At 42.8% G+C, this 18,541-nt stretch carries 19 protein-coding genes; 12 read left to right on the forward strand and 7 right to left on the reverse strand.

The window, feature by feature from the left end; translation table 11 throughout:
- The first annotated feature begins 175 nt into the window (after nt 1-175).
- From KJ365_RS01340 to KJ365_RS01350, 3 genes are all read left to right on the forward strand, one after another.
- Nucleotides 176-745, forward strand: coding sequence for a hypothetical protein (locus KJ365_RS01340; RefSeq protein ID WP_214449812.1), 570 nt, complete (start codon nt 176-178; stop codon nt 743-745).
- Nucleotides 746-781: 36 nt separating this feature from the next.
- Nucleotides 782-1,267, forward strand: coding sequence for a hypothetical protein (locus KJ365_RS01345; RefSeq protein ID WP_214449813.1), 486 nt, complete (start codon nt 782-784; stop codon nt 1,265-1,267).
- Between the two features lie 89 nt (nt 1,268-1,356).
- Nucleotides 1,357-1,563 (forward strand): hypothetical protein, encoded by a 207-nt coding sequence (locus KJ365_RS01350; RefSeq protein ID WP_214449814.1) that lies wholly within the window; start codon nt 1,357-1,359, stop codon nt 1,561-1,563.
- 71 nt (nt 1,564-1,634) lie between these two features.
- Here the strand turns inward: KJ365_RS01350 and rrtA are convergent, their stop codons facing one another.
- Entirely contained in the window at nt 1,635-2,231 is a 597-nt protein-coding gene (gene rrtA / locus KJ365_RS01355; RefSeq protein ID WP_214449815.1) for a rhombosortase, read from the reverse strand.
- 111 nt (nt 2,232-2,342) lie between these two features.
- Between rrtA and KJ365_RS01360 the strand changes: the two genes are divergently transcribed.
- Both KJ365_RS01360 and ggt read left to right on the forward strand, forming a co-directional pair.
- A complete protein-coding gene (locus tag KJ365_RS01360) occupies nt 2,343-3,095 on the forward strand; it encodes an enoyl-CoA hydratase-related protein (RefSeq protein ID WP_214450095.1) in 753 nt (250 codons plus the stop codon).
- A gap of 10 nt (nt 3,096-3,105) precedes the next feature.
- Nucleotides 3,106-4,866 carry a gamma-glutamyltransferase gene (gene ggt, locus KJ365_RS01365; protein ID WP_214449816.1) on the forward strand — a complete coding sequence of 587 codons (1,761 nt, stop codon included), beginning with the start codon at nt 3,106-3,108 and terminating at the stop codon, nt 4,864-4,866.
- 14 nt (nt 4,867-4,880) lie between these two features.
- Here the strand turns inward: ggt and KJ365_RS01370 are convergent, their stop codons facing one another.
- Together KJ365_RS01370 and cysK are read right to left on the reverse strand one after the other, a co-directional pair.
- Nucleotides 4,881-5,333, reverse strand: a complete 453-nt coding sequence (locus KJ365_RS01370; RefSeq protein ID WP_214449817.1) for a hypothetical protein — start codon at nt 5,331-5,333, stop codon at nt 4,881-4,883.
- A gap of 100 nt (nt 5,334-5,433) precedes the next feature.
- Nucleotides 5,434-6,399, reverse strand: a complete 966-nt coding sequence (gene cysK / locus KJ365_RS01375) for a cysteine synthase A (protein WP_214449818.1) — start codon at nt 6,397-6,399, stop codon at nt 5,434-5,436.
- Between the two features lie 480 nt (nt 6,400-6,879).
- Between cysK and KJ365_RS01380 the strand changes: the two genes are divergently transcribed.
- Genes KJ365_RS01380 through KJ365_RS01395 form a run of 4 tightly spaced genes read left to right on the forward strand, consistent with a single transcriptional unit; the run spans nt 6,880 to nt 11,022 of the window.
- Complete coding sequence (locus tag KJ365_RS01380) at nt 6,880-7,725, forward strand: AAA family ATPase (protein ID WP_214449819.1); 846 nt, start codon at nt 6,880-6,882, stop codon at nt 7,723-7,725.
- Nucleotides 7,715-8,893: a vWA domain-containing protein gene (locus tag KJ365_RS01385; RefSeq protein WP_214449820.1), complete on the forward strand. Its 1,179-nt coding sequence runs from the start codon at nt 7,715-7,717 to the stop codon at nt 8,891-8,893. Before KJ365_RS01380 ends, KJ365_RS01385 begins: the two co-directional genes overlap by 11 nt.
- A 36-nt stretch (nt 8,894-8,929) precedes the next feature.
- Entirely contained in the window at nt 8,930-9,670 is a 741-nt protein-coding gene (locus KJ365_RS01390) for a pseudouridine synthase (RefSeq protein ID WP_214449821.1), read from the forward strand.
- Complete coding sequence (locus KJ365_RS01395; RefSeq protein ID WP_214449822.1) at nt 9,667-11,022, forward strand: MATE family efflux transporter; 1,356 nt, start codon at nt 9,667-9,669, stop codon at nt 11,020-11,022. Before KJ365_RS01390 ends, KJ365_RS01395 begins: the two co-directional genes overlap by 4 nt.
- Nucleotides 11,023-11,109: 87 nt before the next feature.
- On the opposite strand, the gene KJ365_RS01400 is transcribed toward KJ365_RS01395, so the two are convergent.
- Nucleotides 11,110-12,918 (reverse strand): cation:proton antiporter, encoded by a 1,809-nt coding sequence (locus KJ365_RS01400; RefSeq protein WP_250883969.1) that lies wholly within the window; start codon nt 12,916-12,918, stop codon nt 11,110-11,112.
- A gap of 236 nt (nt 12,919-13,154) precedes the next feature.
- Between KJ365_RS01400 and KJ365_RS01405 the strand changes: the two genes are divergently transcribed.
- Nucleotides 13,155-14,564 carry a WS/DGAT/MGAT family O-acyltransferase gene (locus KJ365_RS01405; protein ID WP_214449823.1) on the forward strand — a complete coding sequence of 470 codons (1,410 nt, stop codon included), beginning with the start codon at nt 13,155-13,157 and terminating at the stop codon, nt 14,562-14,564.
- A gap of 6 nt (nt 14,565-14,570) precedes the next feature.
- On the opposite strand, the gene KJ365_RS01410 is transcribed toward KJ365_RS01405, so the two are convergent.
- Together KJ365_RS01410 and KJ365_RS01415 are read right to left on the reverse strand one after the other, a co-directional pair.
- Nucleotides 14,571-15,077 (reverse strand): hypothetical protein, encoded by a 507-nt coding sequence (locus tag KJ365_RS01410; RefSeq protein ID WP_214449824.1) that lies wholly within the window; start codon nt 15,075-15,077, stop codon nt 14,571-14,573.
- A gap of 69 nt (nt 15,078-15,146) precedes the next feature.
- Nucleotides 15,147-15,500, reverse strand: coding sequence for a phasin-related domain-containing protein (locus KJ365_RS01415; RefSeq protein WP_214449825.1), 354 nt, complete (start codon nt 15,498-15,500; stop codon nt 15,147-15,149).
- Between the two features lie 139 nt (nt 15,501-15,639).
- Here KJ365_RS01415 and KJ365_RS01420 point away from each other — a divergent pair, with 139 nt between their 5' ends.
- Nucleotides 15,640-16,257 carry a TetR/AcrR family transcriptional regulator gene (locus KJ365_RS01420; RefSeq protein ID WP_214449826.1) on the forward strand — a complete coding sequence of 206 codons (618 nt, stop codon included), beginning with the start codon at nt 15,640-15,642 and terminating at the stop codon, nt 16,255-16,257.
- A 28-nt stretch (nt 16,258-16,285) separates the two neighbouring features.
- On the opposite strand, the gene KJ365_RS01425 is transcribed toward KJ365_RS01420, so the two are convergent.
- Nucleotides 16,286-17,056, reverse strand: a complete 771-nt coding sequence (locus KJ365_RS01425) for an FFLEELY motif protein (protein ID WP_250883970.1) — start codon at nt 17,054-17,056, stop codon at nt 16,286-16,288.
- Between the two features lie 293 nt (nt 17,057-17,349).
- On the opposite strand from KJ365_RS01425, the gene KJ365_RS01430 reads away from it, so the two are divergent.
- Nucleotides 17,350-18,405 (forward strand): hypothetical protein, encoded by a 1,056-nt coding sequence (locus tag KJ365_RS01430; RefSeq protein WP_214449827.1) that lies wholly within the window; start codon nt 17,350-17,352, stop codon nt 18,403-18,405.
- The last annotated feature ends 136 nt before the right edge of the window (nt 18,406-18,541 follow it).

An 18,541-nucleotide genomic window follows, 5' to 3' on the forward strand; every position in this document is an offset into this window, starting at 1 on the left:
CGGCTTGGTTTTGACAGGCCTTTTTTTTGTTATTATGTTTTCCAACATCACTGAGCGGCATTTGGCTTAGTCTCGGGGACATAATGATCTAGGCAATTCGTTCCTTTATATTGGAATCACAATATGCCTGTTACTTTTAGCCAGTTTATGGATTTTTTATTTTATGGAGAAACAAGTGGAAGACAGGTCGAAAACCCACCATGGAAGCGGCGCATTTATACTATCAGGTGTTTCATTCATCCCCTTAATCGGTGTTATTCCTGGCATCATATGTATCATCAATGCCCTTGTGAGCCGCAAAGAAAACTCAAAGAAGCTTGGCTTAATAGGTTTCTCTGGGGTGATGCTGACAGTCGTTTTGTATGGAATTGTTTTACCTGCGGTGTTCAACAGTAAAAGCATTGGTAAAAGCTTTGAGCCTCACGCAATCAGTGCAATGACGTCGTTGGTCAGGCATATTGAATACTTTAAACTTCAAAACGATGCTTACCCTAAGAGCATTGCAGAGTTAAGAAGCAATCTAAAACAGGGAGAATTGGTCTTCACACACGACGTTTCAGGCCCATTAGTGCTCGGTGAACAGCACAGAGAGTTTTATTACGAAGTCGTAAACGACGGCAACAATTATCTGTTATTTGGTATCGGTCAGGATGCCGTCGCATTTACCGCTGATGATATCTATCCACTTATAGATGAGGAAAAAGATAAGAATGTTGGTTGGGTGAAACCGAACAATGACGGATGAGCTTGTATTCCCATCGATTTATTAAAGGTGGCAATTTTGAAAGAACATAAAAGAGAAGCGTCTTTGTGCCAAGTGCAATTGAGCTTGATAACAGGTTTGGCGTTGTCTCTATTATTGCTGGTAACCCCAGCTTTTAGTGAGGTGGTGTCTGAACAGTCAGAGCCGCTCGGTTTTGATTTTAGAGAATTAACGCAGTCTAAACGAATGCCTCCAGAACACTTTGAAGCTATTGGTCACTTCACATATCTGTATTTTAAAAATATTCGAATTAGTCAAACGAGTGACTATGTAATATCGTCAACCGGCCAGTTTGTTGTGTATTCTGATGGAGAAACGGGGCACGTAAAGGTTTTTTATCCGTCTACCAAAATCTCAATGATATTAGAAGCGTATGTCGATGGTAACCAAGCACCTTATTTATATGAAGAAATAGGGTTAGGAAGAATTAAAGCAACTTACCCTAATAATGTGCAAAAGGTGTTTGATGTTGCGTTGGTGCCACCTCAAGAAACGGCATTGTAGTTTTCGTATTAGCAATTGCTGATCTTAGGAACAGCAACTTGAATAAAAACTTAAATGAACATGTCTAAATAAGTACACAAGGGAGTTTTATGTTTACTCAAATATTCATAGCCTTAATCGCTATATTCCTTATTTACATTGGCATTGTAGAGTCATCGGTCCTAAACATTCTGCTTGGTTGTGGAATGCTGCTTTTATCTGCGAGTATTTTTTATGCAGCGATAACTGGTCGTTCCCTTGAAGAAAGGTACGTTACATGGCGCGACAAACGCATGAAAAAAGGCTGCGAAGAGTAGCTTCTAAGGCTGCTATGTATTCATTTTTAAGTTACGTATGTTCAATAAAATCACATACTGCTTTCGCGTCATCATACTTCATTACTTGTGGTTGGAAACAGCAAGCTAATACAGCCGCATATAATACCCAAAATTGCTCCCCACAAATGCGCATCAATGGCGACAGATACGCCAATGAGTGCTTCTGTGGCATCGGTTGAACCTCCAAGCTGCTCATACGCTAACTTACCAATAGCGGCTGCAATGAGCACAAAAGTCGTTGGTCGAGGATGTTTGAGTTCACGCACTAATGCATAGGCAAACAAGCCATGCAGTGTTCCAGACAGCCCAACGTAGTTATTAATGTCGGTTATTAGCACCAAAGTTATAGACAGTCCGACGGTGCAAACCATCAATGTGGCAATCAGCGCGGATGGTTCAAACTCCTCAGAAAATAGAAACCATGTTAAATATAGCCCAGTGATGTTAAACACCAGATGCCAAACATTACTGTGTACAAAATGAGCGGTGAGTAGCTGCCATATATGTTTGTTCGCAATCCCATCTCGGCTCAATACAAGCAGGCTTTGCAGATTGTCGGGTAAAAACATCACTAAAATAGAGGCGAGCGCCAGCATGTGGAAAACCAACTTACATCGAGAATATGCTGCTCCCTTTGCCAGTTTCATTGTTGTCTCCTAACCCATGTATTTGCGAATTTTTAGTGATCAATGACGCTTTATAAATCAACCACTTGATTGTAGACTAGCGCTCAGTATTTCTAAAGTGATTAAGTGGCAATGATAAACGTTGAAGTGAGAGACTCGGTACTGCACTTACAAATCAATCGTCCTGAAAAGAAGAATGCATTACTGCCTAGTATGTATTTAGCGCTAGCTATTGCTATTGAAGACGCGACTGCTTCAAACGCTAAAGTAGTGCTGATAGAAGGTAGCGAAGGGTGTTTCACTGCGGGTAACGACGTGTCTGAATTTATGAACTCAGACGAAAGTGAAGAGATAAACGAAACCTATCGTTTTATGCAGGCGCTGTTAAACTGCCCGCTACCGGTTGTGGCAAAGGTAGAGGGACTTGCAATAGGCATTGGTACTACGCTCCTTTTGCACTGTGACTTTGTGCTTGCCCATGCCAATACCAAGTTTGCGATGCCGTTCATTAACCTAGGCTTGGTGCCTGAATACGCATCGAGCTATATCATTCCTCGGATATGTGGTCATTTGGTGGCATCAGAGTTGCTAATGCTAGGTGAGGTGTTTACTGCCGGCAAAGCCCTCAGTGCAGGTTTAATCAACAGCGCCCATAACGACGATTTAGACAGCGCTACCAATGCACTTCTTCAAAAGCTTACGAATAAGCCTGCAAGCGCGTTGCAGCAAACTAAAATGTTGTTAAAAAATGATAAAACACATATCAAAGCGCATATTGATGAAGAGCTAAAATGGTTTGTAAAAGCGATGCACAGTGAGGCCGCAAAGGAAGCATTTTCAGCGTTTATTGAAAAGCGCCCCGTCGATACGAATAAGTTTAAATAAGGCTACTATTATGAATTCAATTACGCACACCCTGGCTAAGCTCGCCTTATCATGCAGCTTCTTTGTGATAACGCAGGGCGCTATTGCTCAGCAAACACCATGGGAAGACCGAGAGCCAGAGGCAGCAACCGGTTGGTATAATCAACAGGCCGTTACTGGCACTGAGTTTATGGTATCGGCGGCTAACAAGCATGCCTCTGAGGCTGGTAAGCGCATTATTGAGCAAGGTGGCTCAGCCATAGACGCCGCGATTGCCATACAGGCAATGTTAACGCTGGTTGAACCTCAATCTTCGGGCATTGGTGGCGGCGCGTTCATTTTATATTGGGATAATGAAAACAAGCAGCTAAGCACTTACGATGGTAGAGAAACCGCGCCAGCAAACGCAAGCAGCGAGGTGTTTTTTAAAGACGGTAAGGCCATGTCTTGGCGTGATGCCGTGTTAGGTGGTAAATCGGTAGGTGTACCGGGTGTATTGAAGGCGCTAGAGTTGGCCCATAGCAAGCATGGAAAATTGCCATGGAATGCACTATTTAACGAGACTATTGCGTTAGCAAACGACGGATTTGAAGTATCGCCACGTTTGTCAGGTTTAATTGCCAGAGATATTCACCCAGCATTAAATACCTTCGATGCCGCACAAAACTATTTTAAACCTAACGGTCAGGGCCTGCAAACTGGGGATATTCTTAAAAACCCAGAGCTGGCCGCTAGCTTGACTAAAATTGCTGAGCAGGGCACAGATTATTTCTACAAAGGGGTGTTGGCAGAACAAATCGCCGAAGCAGTAAGGCTAGCGCCCGCGAATCCTGGAAGAATGAGTACGAGCGATCTACGCAACTATCAAGCCATCGAAAGACAGCCTATGTGCGGTCAATATCGCTCATATAAAATTTGCGGCATGGCGCCACCGAGTTCAGGTGGGGTGAGCGTGTTTCAAATTTTAAATGGACTAGAACAATTTAAGCTAAGCGACTGGAGCCCTCAAGGTACCGAGTTAGTGCATGCGTTTAGTCAAGCTAGTTCGTTAGCCTTTGCCGATAGGGCGGTATATTTAGCTGATTTAGACTTTATGGGGCTTTCTGCCCAGCCACTGTTAGCTAACGATTATTTGCGTGAGCGTCGTAAGTTAATTAATGTCACTGGCCAGTATCAAAAGGCAACTGAAGGTCAGCCGTACCCCACATATAGCTTTGCCCAAGATGATGCTTATGAGTTAAATAGCACAAGCCATATTTCTATCATTGATAAAGATGGCAATGCGATATCGATGACCACCAGTATTGAGTTTATGTTTGGCTCTGGCGTGATGGTTGGTGGCTTTCTGCTCAATAATCAACTTACTGACTTTTCATTATCGCCCGAGCGCGATGGTAAACTTGTGCTAAACAGGGTGGAACCAGGTAAGCGCCCCCGCAGCTCTATGTCCCCAACGATGATTTTTGATGAGCAGGGTGATTTATATGTGGTTGTAGGCTCGCCTGGTGGCAGTCGCATAATCAACTATACCGCTCAAGCGATTATTAACGTGCTCGATTTTGGTATGGACATACAGCAAGCGATTAGTGCTCCCCGTTTTACCAATAGAAACGATTATACGGCTTTAGAAAAAGGTTCAGTATTGACTGAACTCGAAGGCTCGCTAGAGGCTTTAGGCCATGATGTGCGAATAATAGACTTAAACAGTGGTTTACATGGCATTCAAGTAAAAGATGGCAAACTTATTGGAGCTGCAGACCCTCGTCGAGAAGGCCTAGCGGTAGGCAAATAAGTTTTTGAGCAAGCTTACGGAATCGTGTTTTTTACGTCGATGACTTTCCATTGCCCAGACTCTCTGATCATGGAAATCGTTTTAAGATCAACGATTTGCTCATAATCAAAGGTGCCGACAATTTTGACTTCAATATCGGCATCGACTTGTTTTTCCGAATACAGTAGCGTGCCGCCAGAGACTGGGTCCACACTGATGTCGTCTAGTCTCAGATTAAGGACATGTCGTTGCACATTGCGGTTTGTATGCTGATTGAGCAGTAAACGGCCAAAGCGCTCGTCACTAAGTTCGACCGCTTTATCTAACGTTTCTTCGTTGTAAATCGCGCGTATAAACATTACAGCAGTGTGCTGCGGAGTGTCAGTGCTCATCATGCCGTAGCGACCGGCAGAAACCTCTTCTTCAGCCTTTTGGCTGCATCCGAAAAGAAAAACGATTGCGCTGAGAACTGCTAAAAATACTTTCATGAAATATGTCTCCTCTAATTATTTTATCGGCAGTCACTTCGCTATCATTAACAAAAAAGAGAGCCGAAGCTCTCTTTTTTACAGGGTTATAAATTGAAGCTTATTGAACTTCTTCTAAATCCGAAAATTCACCGGCAAACAAGGGGCTGCTGAGATAACGCTCGGTGCCACTTGCAAGTAGAACAACAATGATTTTATCTTTGTTTTCTGGGCGTTGTGCATAGCGAGCAGCAGCGACAGCAGCAGCACCTGAAGAGATACCTGCTAAAATCCCTTCTTCTTTCATTAAGCGTCGGCACATGTCAAAGCACTCTTCGTTACTTACGCGCTCTACCTCATCGATAATGCTTAGGTCTAAGTTACCTGGTATAAAGCCTGCGCCAATCCCTTGAATTTTATGAGGGGCAGGGGTCAACTCCTCACCTGCTAATGCCTGAGTGATCACAGGTGAATCTTCAGGTTCAACTGCAACCGTTGTAATAGCTTTGCCTTGCGTATACTTTAAATAACGAGACGTACCTGTGATGGTACCGCCAGTGCCCACGCCTGCAATAAACGCATCGACTTTACCGTCAGTTGCTTCCCAAATTTCGGGACCCGTGGTTTGCTCATGAATTTCAGGGTTTGCTGGGTTATCAAATTGATGCATAGGCACATATTTACCTGGGTTTGCGTCCATCAGCTCCTGTACTTTTGCAACAGCGCCTTTCATACCCTTAGGCGGTTCTGTTAATACAAGTGTTGCACCCAGTGCTTTAAGAAGCTTTCTGCGCTCTAATGACATGCTGCTTGGCATAGTAAGGGTGATTTTGTATCCGCGCGATGCTGCTACAAACGCCAGTGCGATGCCGGTGTTACCGCTGGTTGCTTCAATGATTTCTTTTTCAGGTGTGAGGATGCCTTTTTTCTCTGCATCCCAAATCATGTTCGCGCCAATGCGACACTTTACGCTGAAACTAGGGTTACGACTTTCAATTTTGGCGTAAACATTGCCAGAAACAACGCGATTAAGTTTAACCAATGGCGTTTTGCCAATTGCCAGTGAGCTGTCGTCAAATACATTCATGTTGATGAGATCCTTTGTTTAAAAACCACAAAACCTTTACGGTATATTTGTGCTTTATTTTGTTGTGTTAGTTACGTGTATCACACACTCTAGCTTATGCGTAATTTAGAAAAAGCGAAGTGCTTTTTTGATATAAGTTATTAGCACTTGTTAGTCTAGCAACTGATAACGCATAAGACCGCAATATTGGCTTAATAATTCCAGTCATGCTGCCTATTTACTCATCAACAAAACACCCACAAAGATTTTAAAGCGTAATGACGAGTAAAAAAATCAACCCAATCGGCATTTATCAGGTATGTATATTACTGATGTTTAGTCAATACAATAAGCACTCTAAAGTTACTAAGTGCACAGTTGAATGTTAGGGTTTACGCATACACATTTACGTTTGATGCATAACGTCATGCATCTTAGTGCTTGTTACTGGTCACTTGTTGTGACTCAACACGAAATAAAATCATCAAAAGAGGGTTGTAAATGGGCTTTATTGGCACCGAAAACTATATTGCGAGCAAGGAATTGCAACTTGCGGTTAACGCGGCAATTACTTTAGAAAAGCCGCTGTTGATCAAAGGAGAGCCGGGGACCGGTAAGACGATGTTGGCTGAAGAGCTAGCAAGCGCACTGAATACCAACCTGCTTCAATGGCATATAAAATCAACCACGAAAGCTCAGCAAGGATTGTATGAATATGATGCCGTGTCTCGCTTACGCGATTCGCAACTCGGTGACGCGCGTGTAAAAGACATACGTAATTACATTGTAAAAGGAAAGCTTTGGGAGGCGTTTAGCGCTGAGCAGCGCCCAGTATTATTGATTGATGAAATAGATAAAGCGGACATTGAGTTTCCAAACGACCTTTTGCTTGAATTGGATAAGATGGAATTTTTTGTATATGAAACCCAAGAAAGGGTGGTTGCAAAACAGCGTCCCATTGTGATTATTACGTCAAATAATGAGAAAGAGCTGCCAGATGCCTTCTTGCGCCGCTGTTTCTTTCATTATATTCAATTTCCAAGCGACGATGAAATGCGTCAAATCGTGCAGGTTCACTTTCCAGAATTGAAAAAGGGTTTGCTTGATAATGCGCTTAAATCGTTTTTCCAGTTGAGAAACGTCAATGGTCTGAAGAAAAAGCCTTCAACCTCAGAGCTCATTGATTGGTTAAAGCTGCTGGTGGCAGACGATATCCCACCTGAAGCAATTGCCGATAAAGATGCAAAAAATGCCTTGCCACCGCTATATGGTGCATTATTGAAAAACGAACAAGACATTCATTTGTTTGAAAAACTGATGTTCATGGCTCGACGCAATGCTGATTAATTTTTTCTTTACCCTAAGAAAACATAAAGTAAAAACCAGTATTACTGAGTATTTGGACCTTATGCGGGCGCTCAAAAATGAAGTGGTCTATAGCGATATGGATGCATTTTATTATTTGGCCCGCACGGTCATGATAAAGGACGAGAGTCAGTACGATAAATTCGACCGAGCGTTTGCAGAATATTTTAAGGGTGTTCAGCAAATCGACTTGTTTGACCAAGAAATCCCTCAAGAATGGTTGCGTAAACAGTTAGAGAAGGTGCTGACTGAAGAAGAAAAACAGCAAATCAAATCCTTAGACGGGCTTGATGAGCTGATGAAAACCCTCGAAGAGCGTCTCAAGGATCAAGAAAAACGTCACGAAGGCGGTAATAAATGGATTGGCACGGGCGGCACATCTCCCTTTGGGGCTCATGGCTACAATCCAGAAGGCGTTCGCATTGGCCAAGATAAGAACCGTAATTTTTCGGCTGCAAAAGTATGGGATAAACGCACCTTTAAGAATCTCTCAAGCGACGTGGAACTCGGGACGCGTAACATTAAAATTGCCCTTAGACGTTTACGCAAGTTTGCCCGCACAGGGGCAAGTGACCAGCTGGATGTAAGTGATACCATCGCCTCTACTGCTAAAAATGCTGGCTACTTAGACATAAAGATGGCGCCAGAACGTCGAAATGCCGTTAAACTCTTGCTGTTTTTTGACGTGGGCGGTTCGATGGATGCGCATATCCAGCTATGTGAAGAATTGTTTTCTGCAGCCCACACAGAGTTTAAACATATTGAGTTCTTTTATTTCCACAATTGCTTATATGACGGGGTGTGGCAAGACAACGCGCGCCGCGGTCAAGGCGATATCGATACTTATCAGATCTTGCATAAATACGGCAGTGACTATAAAGTCATCTTCGTAGGCGATGCCACAATGGGCCCATATGAAATAACCTATCCAGGCGGCAGTGTTGAGCATTGGAACGAAGAGCCCGGTAGTGTATGGATGCAGCGCATGCTCAACCATTTCGAATATTGTGTTTGGCTGAATCCTCAGCCTAAAGCGTATTGGCACTATCATGCATCGATACAAATCATGCTTGAGATCATGAACCAGAAAATGTACCCCCTGACCCTTGAAGGGATTGGGGAGGCCATCAAAGCCTTATTGAAAAAATAAATGCTTGTTTTAGGCATTTAACCTTCAGGACATGCAGTGAAAAGACTGAATAAATATATCAGCGATACCGGATTTTGCTCCCGTCGCGAGGCCGACAAGCTTATTGAGCAAGGGCGCGTTAAGGTGAACGGTGAAAAACCAGAGCTAGGCACCAAAATTGGTGACGCTGATAAGGTAAGCGTAGATGGCAAAGTGATTAGTGCAGTGCCTGAAAATAAAAGCGATCGAGTCTATTTGGCCTATCACAAACCGGTGGGTATTACCTGCACGACTGAGCGCAAGATCAAGGGCAATATCATCGATGCGATTGGTTATCATCAACGTATTTTCCCTATCGGACGCTTAGATAAACCTTCCGAAGGGCTGATTTTATTGACCAATGATGGCGACATCGTTAACAAAATCTTGCGCGCTGAAAATGCACATGAAAAGCGTTACCGGGTCAATGTAAACAAACCCATTACGCCTGCGTTTTTGAAAAAAATGAGCGAAGGCGTACCCATCCTTAACACGGTAACACTGCCGTGCGAGGTTAAACAAGTCGGCAAAATGAGCTTTGATATTGTATTGACGCAAGGACTCAATCGCCAGATCAGGCGCATGTGCGAGTATTTGGGCTATGATGTTACGCGGCTGATTCGCAACAGCATTATGCACATCCGCTTGGGTAATCTCAAAGTCGGTCAATATCGCAAACTGCGTGATGATGAATTGCAACAGCTTAACGCACAGGTCCAACATTCTGTGAAAACTTCATCACGAAACGCCTCTGTATGAATGACTTTAAACGCGAGTTTGGCTTACTTACAAAAATAGCGTGGCCTTTACTGCTAGCGCAACTCATGCAAACCCTTATGGGGGTATCTGACACCATCATGGCAGGCCGCTACGATTCGGTAGACATGGCATCTGTGGCCATTGGTCACTCAGTTATCATGCCCATTCTTATCTTCTTGCAAGGGATATGTTTAGCCTTATCACCGATCATTGCCCGATTCCACGGCGGTCATCAAGCGCATCAGGTCGCCCATCCGGTATGGCAAACCTTTTATTTGTCGATGACCATTGCGGTGATGATCATGTTCTCTATTTTGCTGATGCCAAACCTTTTGGGATTGCTAGAGATGGATGAGCGTATGCGCAATGAAACGCTAGAGTACGTAGGTTACGTGCTAATGAGTGCGCCTGCGTTTGCGATTTATCAAACTCTGCGTAATTACTGCGAAGGCTTATCTAAAACTCGCCCCACAATGGTGATCATGTTTACTGGATTGTTGGTCAACATTCCGGCCAACTACATCTTTATTAATGGTTTGTTTGGTTTTGAAGAGATGGGCGGTGCCGGTTGCGGCTTTGCAACGATGTTGGTGTTCTACGTTATGGCTTTTGCAACGTGGATTTATACGGTATTTGCTCAATGGCTGAAAGAATATAAGTTGTACCAGTCGTGGATCAACCCCGATTTTGCCATGATGTTTGCGGTTGCCAAGCAGGGCGTACCTATTGCGCTGACGTTTTTAGCCGAAGTCAGTTTATTTGCGGTTGTCGCCATTATGTTAGCACCTTCGGGGGCGCTCACCGTTGCCTCTCATCAGGTGGCGCTGAACTTCTCCTCATTGATTTTTATGATCCCCCTTAGTATTGGCTTGGCAGTGGCAATCCGTATAGGCCATATCATTGGTGAGCAGCGCACGCCAGTTGCAAAAACTGCGTATCTATCAGCGCTTGTTTTGGCGGTAAGCACTGTCACGATCACAGCGACGGGCACCATTTTAGGCAATGAGATGATTGCTAGCATGTATTCTAATGAGACTGAGGTCATAGAATATGCAGCATCATTACTCTTATTTGCCGCTGTGTTTCAGTTCTCAGATGCGATACAAGTGGTATCTGCAAATGCGCTTAGAGGATACAAAGACACCCGCGCGATGCTCGTTATTAGCGTGTTTTGTTATTGGGGAATAGGGTTTCCAACAGGTATTATCCTCGGTTTAACCGATATACTCGTGCCTGCGATGTCGGCCAAAGGCTTTTGGATTGGCTTTATCACCGGTCTTAGTGCAGCTGCAATACTCATGACTTGGCGGGTAACGGTTGTTCAGCGAAGGCTGATGCGTTTGCCCGTTTAGGGGCTGACGTTTTTTATAAACATAAAATGAGCTCGTTTTTATACTGAGCAAAATTGATATTGATATTGATAATGAGTCAGAGCCTGATTATTCGTCAGGCCTGTCTTCTTTTGGTGCCGGATTTAATACTAAGCTTATGATTTTTATCCCACTTTTTGGTGAAAATGTATCTTCTGATGTAAATACACCAATCTTGCCCTTGTCTAAATAAAACAAAGGAAGTAGCTCATTATTATACTCTTGAAGATAGTCCTCATAGGAGAACGCATCAGTGATCGTAGTCGTTTTGACGACCGCACCTTTGTTCACCGCATTTGCCAGGTAGCTATAAGTAGCATTGCTGTTGAAAAGCGTTAGCTTTTTCGCATATGCCTCAGAGATTTGGTGACTTGTCATGCCTTCACTTTCTTTAGTATGAAGGCCAAGAACCCTCGCATCTTTACCTAATAAATCTTCAAAATGCATAAGAACCAGAGGATTGAGCTGACGATAGGGGGAAATAACCAGCACAGACTGGATCATACTCAGGTTAAGGTGACGCTGAGCGTGCTCTGACATCGGGTTACCAAAGTAAGTATCAATATTTTTCATCCGCGCTTCACGCACCAAATCCCAATTTGTATCAGCAACGATACAGGGGATATTTTGATTTTGAAGTTCACTTGCGATCAGCCTGGCAAACTGATTGGCGCCAAATAGGAATAAGCCATTGGGCTCTGGAGACTGTAAGCCAAGAGCGCTGGCTATCTTGGCTGACGTTAGGCTTTGTAAAACAACCGTTGAGATGATCAGCAAAAACACCATAGGAACCAGAATTTCGGCTTGCGGGTAGTTGTCTGCCTCAAGCTTTAATGCAAACAGAGCACTCACGGCAGCTGCGACTATGCCTCTTGGCGCAATCCAGCTCAGGAGTAATTTGTCTTTCATGCTTAGGTCGATATTAATACCAGACACAAATACTGAGAGAGGGCGGGCAACAAACATGGTTGCGAGGATAACGATAATAGCGCCTGTTCCCACGCCTAAAATGGCATCAAAGTCCATGCGTGTTGCCAATAAGATAAACAACCCAGAAATAAGCAAGACGCTAAGCGTTTCTTTAAACTCTAAGATATCTGAAATATCAACATTTTTCATATTCGCTAAGATCATGCCCGCTACCGTTACGGTGAGTAACCCCGATTCATGGGCGAGCGCGTTAGAAAATGCAAACGCGGCCAACACAATCGTCAGCGTTGCAGCATTCTGTAGATAATGCGGAATAATATGCTTGCGCAATGCTAAACCAAGAAGATATCCAGTTACAATTCCCAATACTAATCCTGAGAGAACGGTTTGCCCAAATGCCAGTACAGTGTGACTAAAGGCATCTTGCTGGGCCGATATATATTCAAACACCAGAACAGCAAGCAGTGCGCCGATGGGGTCAATTATCACGCCCTCCCAGCGCAGGATATTACCCAACTTTGCGGATGGTCTAACAGCACGAAGCATTGGCACAATGACAGTTGGTCCTGTAACTGTGACGATTGCACCAAGTAGGGCCGCTAGACCCAAAGGAATATCTAGAAAATAATAAGCGAAAGGTGTGACTACCAACCATGTTATCAATACACCTATCGTACAAAGGTTACGAACCATTTTGCCGTGGCCGCTAATATCTGAAATCTTGAGGGTTAGCGCACCTTCAAACAAAATGATCGCCACTGACAGCGACACAACAGGGAACAATAAGTCACCGAATAATTCATCGGCTGTGAACGTTTGGCTCACTGGGCCAAGTACAATCCCTGTAAGCAGAAGAAATAAAATTGCGGGAAGCTTAACTTTATGTGCAACAAACTGACAGCCAATGGATAACAGTCCCACCAGCACAAGCAATATGGTTATATCCAAATTTTATCGTCCGATTCATTCGGTAAACTTTCATATTAACGCTGTTGCGCAACAAATGACAATCAGAGTTACACGGGTCTATCGATGTTGTTTAGTAAGGTGAGGGCGATTATTCGCGTCCTTACGTGTTATGGTAAAGGCTTTAATTGCTCAAGATGTCATAAATAACATTGAAAAACCTAGTAAGAGTCGCCTAAACTGAGACATGGAAATCATGGTTTGTTAAGAGGATGAGTATGTCGAACAAACTAAATGCGCTGGATCTTGCCTTTTTATCCTTAGAAAAGCCAAGCACGCCTATCAATGTCGCCAGCCTCACCATCCTTGAGATCCCAAAGCACTATAAAGGAAATTATCCTCTTGATTTGATGGTAAAGCTGCAGAGCCAGCCGGCAAATCCTCCCTTTAATCAGAAGTTAAGTTCGGTACACACTACGGCATTACCTTCATGGATTACAGATCAACGCTTTGATATCAACTACCACGTGCGACACGTTGCACTGCCAAAGCCAGGCAAGTTAGAAGACTTACTCGAGTTAACATCGCGTCTGCACAGCCAACTATTAGACCGTACTCGCCCGCTTTGGGAGTTTTATCTCATTGAGGGATTGGAGGATCAGCAGTTTGCTATGTACCTCAAGATGCACCACGCTGCTATAGATGGCATGGGTGGGATGGAGTTAATGAAAAATTGGTTTAATTTATGCGCGGGCGATGAGGTAAAAGCACCTTGGGCGTGTATGCCCGATCATCACGATAAACCCTCACATGTCTCTTCAGGTATGTTTGACGCCCCGGCAAAACTCTTTGATGAGATGTTTAGCAATTCTAAGATGGTGCAAGATCTTTCAAAAATGTTGTTTGGACAGTATTTAAAAACGATCGGTTTTGATAAAAATACCTCGCCGGTTCCATTTAGCGCACCACACTCAATGTTTAACGTGCCTATCAACAGCACCCGAAGCTTTGTAGTCAAGTCTGTGTGTCTTAAAGAAGTTGAAGCACTAGGTAAGCAGGCAAAAGCCACCGTTAACGATATCGTCCTCACGCTGTGCTCAAGTGCTTTACGCAAATATATGATGTATAAACAGGAGTTACCCAAGCGCTCGCTGATTGCGTCTGTGCCGGTGTCGGTCAGGCACGAAAGTGGGCCAGGTAATCAAATCACCTACGTGATGGCAAATTTAGCAACCGATGAGCCTGATACGATGACACGTATTGATACCATCAGTAAATCCACTAAGGATGCTAAAAAGGAACTTGTTGATGTCTCAGCCTCCGCAGCCACTAATTTTGCTTTCTTGGCTCAAGGATTGGTGGCGGTGCTAAATCAATTGAATATTTCTCGCATGATGCCACCTGCGGCAAACCTTGTTATATCCAATGTGCCAGGGCCACGTAAGCCACTGTATTTTGGTCAAGCGAAGCTCAAAGCCACTTACCCTTTGTCTGTGTTAATCGATGGGCAGGCACTGAATATCACAGTTGTAAGTTATGGGGACAGCATCAACTTTGGATTACTGGCTTGTAGAGATACCATCCCCGACCTCAATATCCTTGCTGATCATATTGAATCTGCAATAGACGATATTAAAGGCGCTTTATTCTTGAAAGATTCAATGAAGGAAGCTAAAAAGCTGAAGTAAACGCCGCTATTTCTTTGCCGCTTCGGTTTTTGACGTTGCTTTACTTACCTTAGATGTAGCTTTCACCGCTGTATTTCTCGTCTTTGTCGCCGATGTTGCCTTAGTGGCAGCTTTGGTAACGGTTTTTGATGCCGCTCTAGGTTTCGCTTTGCTAGCTTCTTTTGGTGCGGCTTTATTCGCTGCGCTCTTGGCTTTTTTCTCCTCAAGTAGTTTATCAACAAGTACCGTTAACTGTTCTACTTTAGCGTCTAAGGTCGCCAGCTTTTCTTTTTGTGAATGTTTACCTTCCATCCCAAAGAGTTGTTTGCTTCTCGCTTCCATATCGTTCGTTGCTTTACTGATTTTCCCTTGAATTTCTTCGCCACGCGTTAAGAATTCACTGTAAAGATGATTTGATTTTTCCTGTGCCGCATCAATTGACTTACTCAGCACTTCTATACTGCTTTCAATAGAGCCTAAGCCAGCCAACCACGTATTGCGCGCGATTTTTTCAAGCGTCTGTTTAGTCGACATATTTGTTTCCTCTGTAGAATCTTGTGTTACACCATGTTTATCTGGATGCGTGTTAAGACATTAAATGGTCTATGAAGACAGCTTACTAACAGCGACGGTCAAGGCATCTACTTTCTTTGATAGTTCATTGATTTTGTTATCTATGTCGGAGTTATCAAGACCAAAGTCCTTGCGCAGGCCATCAACACGTTTTTCTACAGTTGCTTGCTCTTTTTTAAGCTTGTCTTTCGTGTCGGCCTCAAGCTTTTCGCCTTTGTTCACCAACTCCTCAAAAAACTTACTCGTCCCATCGTTAAGTTTTTCGTATTGGGTCTGTATTTCTTCAAAACTTTTACCATATGCACCTAAACCTGCTAGCCATATTTTGCGTGCTACTTCTTCAGCTGTTTCAATCGTTTTGTTTGTATTTTTGACCTTAGTCATAAGTTTCTCCAATAATATTACGTTGACTGCTAATCTTCTTGACCACTAAACGATAACCAATATTATTAGAAAGCGCATACTAAAATTGAAAAGCATTCGACATGCTCAATGGTAAGCTCGCAGACTGGAGAGTATTAGCTTGAAAACCGCAGAAAGAATATTATTGATCAGTCTCGATTTGTTTAATCAGCAGGGTGAGCGCAACATAAGTAGCGTTGATATTGCTAATGAATTGGATATAAGCCCTGGGAATCTTTACTATCACTACCGTGGTAAAGATGAGATTGTTGAAGCCTTAGTTGATCAATATATTGCAAAGATGAACGCAATACCGCGCCCCTCTGAAGATCACGAATACTTCTATAAGTATCTATTTCAGTGCTTAGCAACCATGCATGTATTTAGGTTTGTGTTCCAAAATATTGCTGAACTTTCGATTCATTACCCGAGCATAAATAAAAAATTACAAAAATTGGCAACGTTTCAACGTCAATATTTAAGAGAGTCTCTATCGTTGCAACAAAAGCAGGGGATTATCTCGGGGACAAGCGCTGATATTGACCTGTTGCTCGAAATTATCAGTTTAATTCTGTTTCAAAGCTTAAACTATTATCAAATGCAGGGAGACCCTTTAGGCTACCCCGACATTGAATATCGAACATTGATGACGATATTTTTTAGTTTACAACCTTATTGCAAAAACAATGATGAAATCGAAGCGATCAAACAGCAGATATTAGACAAGACCTTGATTTAATATACCTCGCAGTATGCAGCTTAGTAAGCTAATGGGGTAAGGGGTTTTCTTCTGAGCTATTGGCGCTAAATAAGGCATGCATAAGCGCTCTTTCGCGCTCGATAATGGGATCAATAAAATCGTGCACATCACCGAGCTTTTTAAAGGAATGGAAGCCGCGCTCCAAAATCTCGTGCAAATTCTTTACCCCCGCCATTTGTGCTGGCTTTCGAGATAGCATTAAAATGGTCGAAATCCCTGTTATCTTAACGACTTGTGCTAAGCTTAAGCCAAGGTTTTCTACTAACTGAATTTGTTCTTCACGTAATAACTGATTGTCGCATTGGCGATATACATCAAAATAGTTGTCGCGATTAACTTGCTTATTCCCTAGTTTTTTTACGACGGTAATATCTAGCTCTAAAGACAAGCTATTTAGGCGCAATGCATTTTGCAGGGATTCGACGCCTTTTTCGGGTAAAACCTTGGCTATTTTTGACACCACGCCGGCAATTTCGGTATCTCGTTGGCTAAAGTCCTTTGGCCCATAGATCTCATCAATGAAAAATTGCATCGCTGGTTTAAATCGTTTCGTCTGCCACAAGTCATCATGAGTCTGTAATAATCGATTGGTTTGCCAAGTTTGCAAAGCTCTAATGTCAGCAGTTAAATTATCCAGCGAAATCAACTCATGCATGTGCTGTGTGTGTTGCAGATCTTCAAATATTTCTTCTAGTATCTTAGACATGGCGCGTGTATAAGCTTTCTTATGATTAAGGTCAGTTGATGCTTGTTGTGTTGCAATGATAAAGGTACGCATTAATGACCAGTCTAACAAGCGCTTTTGGCTTTTTGTTCACTGCGGCGCTGAGTAATACCGGCAATTTTTGGCAATGACGGTCGTACACCATTTAAAATTACGCGTATTTATGCCAAATCATTTAAATTGAAAATTCTTACGGGCTGCTCTACTTCCAATAAATGAGTACAAAAGACACCAAATTTTAAAAAAAGCAAACTCTGAATTTCAATGGACATTTATAACAGGAAGCGCTAGCTTGCTGTTATTCCTCATCATATCAATTAGTTTAATTACAAAATAAGCGGTACTTAATGTTCAGATTCTTTAGAAAGTTAAGAAAAAAGTTACTAAGTGAAGGTAAATTCAGCCGCTATCTAGCTTACGCTTTTGGTGAAGTGTTTTTGGTTGTTGTGGGTATCTTGATAGCGCTTTGGATTAATAATGCTAACCAAGAACGAGAGCAGCAAGTAAAAATTGATGCCATTCTGGTTAAAATTCAAAATGATTTCTTACAAGACCTTCAGTATGGTCAGGACCTGGTTGAAAACTATATGCGAAAGGATGCGATGAGAGATTGGTTAAGGCAAGATAGCCTAACACCAGAGGACCTAAGAGCGATGCCAACTGAAGGTTCTCGAAGCGTCGAGTTTGTTACGATATGGTGGTTATCCTTCAAGCCTAAAGAAAATGGGTATAATCAGCTCATGTCAATGTTAGATAAATTACCACCTCGGTATGATGAACTCGTTAAGCAGTTAAATACAAATCATCGATATAGTTTTGAAAGTTTTTCCAAAAATTCACAAGATATTTCGAGACGATACCAATACTATTTAGCCGATAATCACAGTTGGTATGTTGATTATAAGTTCCAACCTAGATTAAGTGATGCCCATGTTGACTATATTCTCAACAATCCAAGATTCAAATCTCAAATGCAGTTATTGGTGGGGTCGGCGAGGACATTATTTTGGGAGTACACGGCTTATCGGCAACAATTGATGCAGAATTATATACTGATTAATGAGTTACTTGGCGATAAGGCGACGCCAGTGCCTAAGCACATTAGAACCACCAGTTTGGCTGATGAAAAAGATGCTAAGCGTTTCGTTGGAACATATCGATTAACCTCGGGCCCTGAAGATCGCATTGGAACGCAACTTGAGGTTTTTAATCGAGGTACAGACCTCTATTTTAAAAAAGCAGACGGCGAAGAGACTGGACCCTTGCTGTTTTTGGATGCGGAGCAACTTTTGTTTTCTGCAAGATTTACTGTGTTCATTATAGAGTTTGAATCGAGTGGAGAAAACTCCATGAGAATTATGTTTCACGATCGGGATGATTCTCATTGGTCGAGAGAAAAGTGAATTGACCTACTTTCATAAAATACTAGAGACGGACCTTCCCCTAAATTTATAGACGTATTTTTATGCTTTGATTTCTGGAGTATCCGCTTTTTATGATTATACTAACTAGCGATGCTTTAATTATGTGCAAGGATAT

Source organism: Glaciecola sp. XM2 (genome assembly GCF_018595715.1).
GTDB lineage: Bacteria > Pseudomonadota > Gammaproteobacteria > Enterobacterales > Alteromonadaceae > Glaciecola.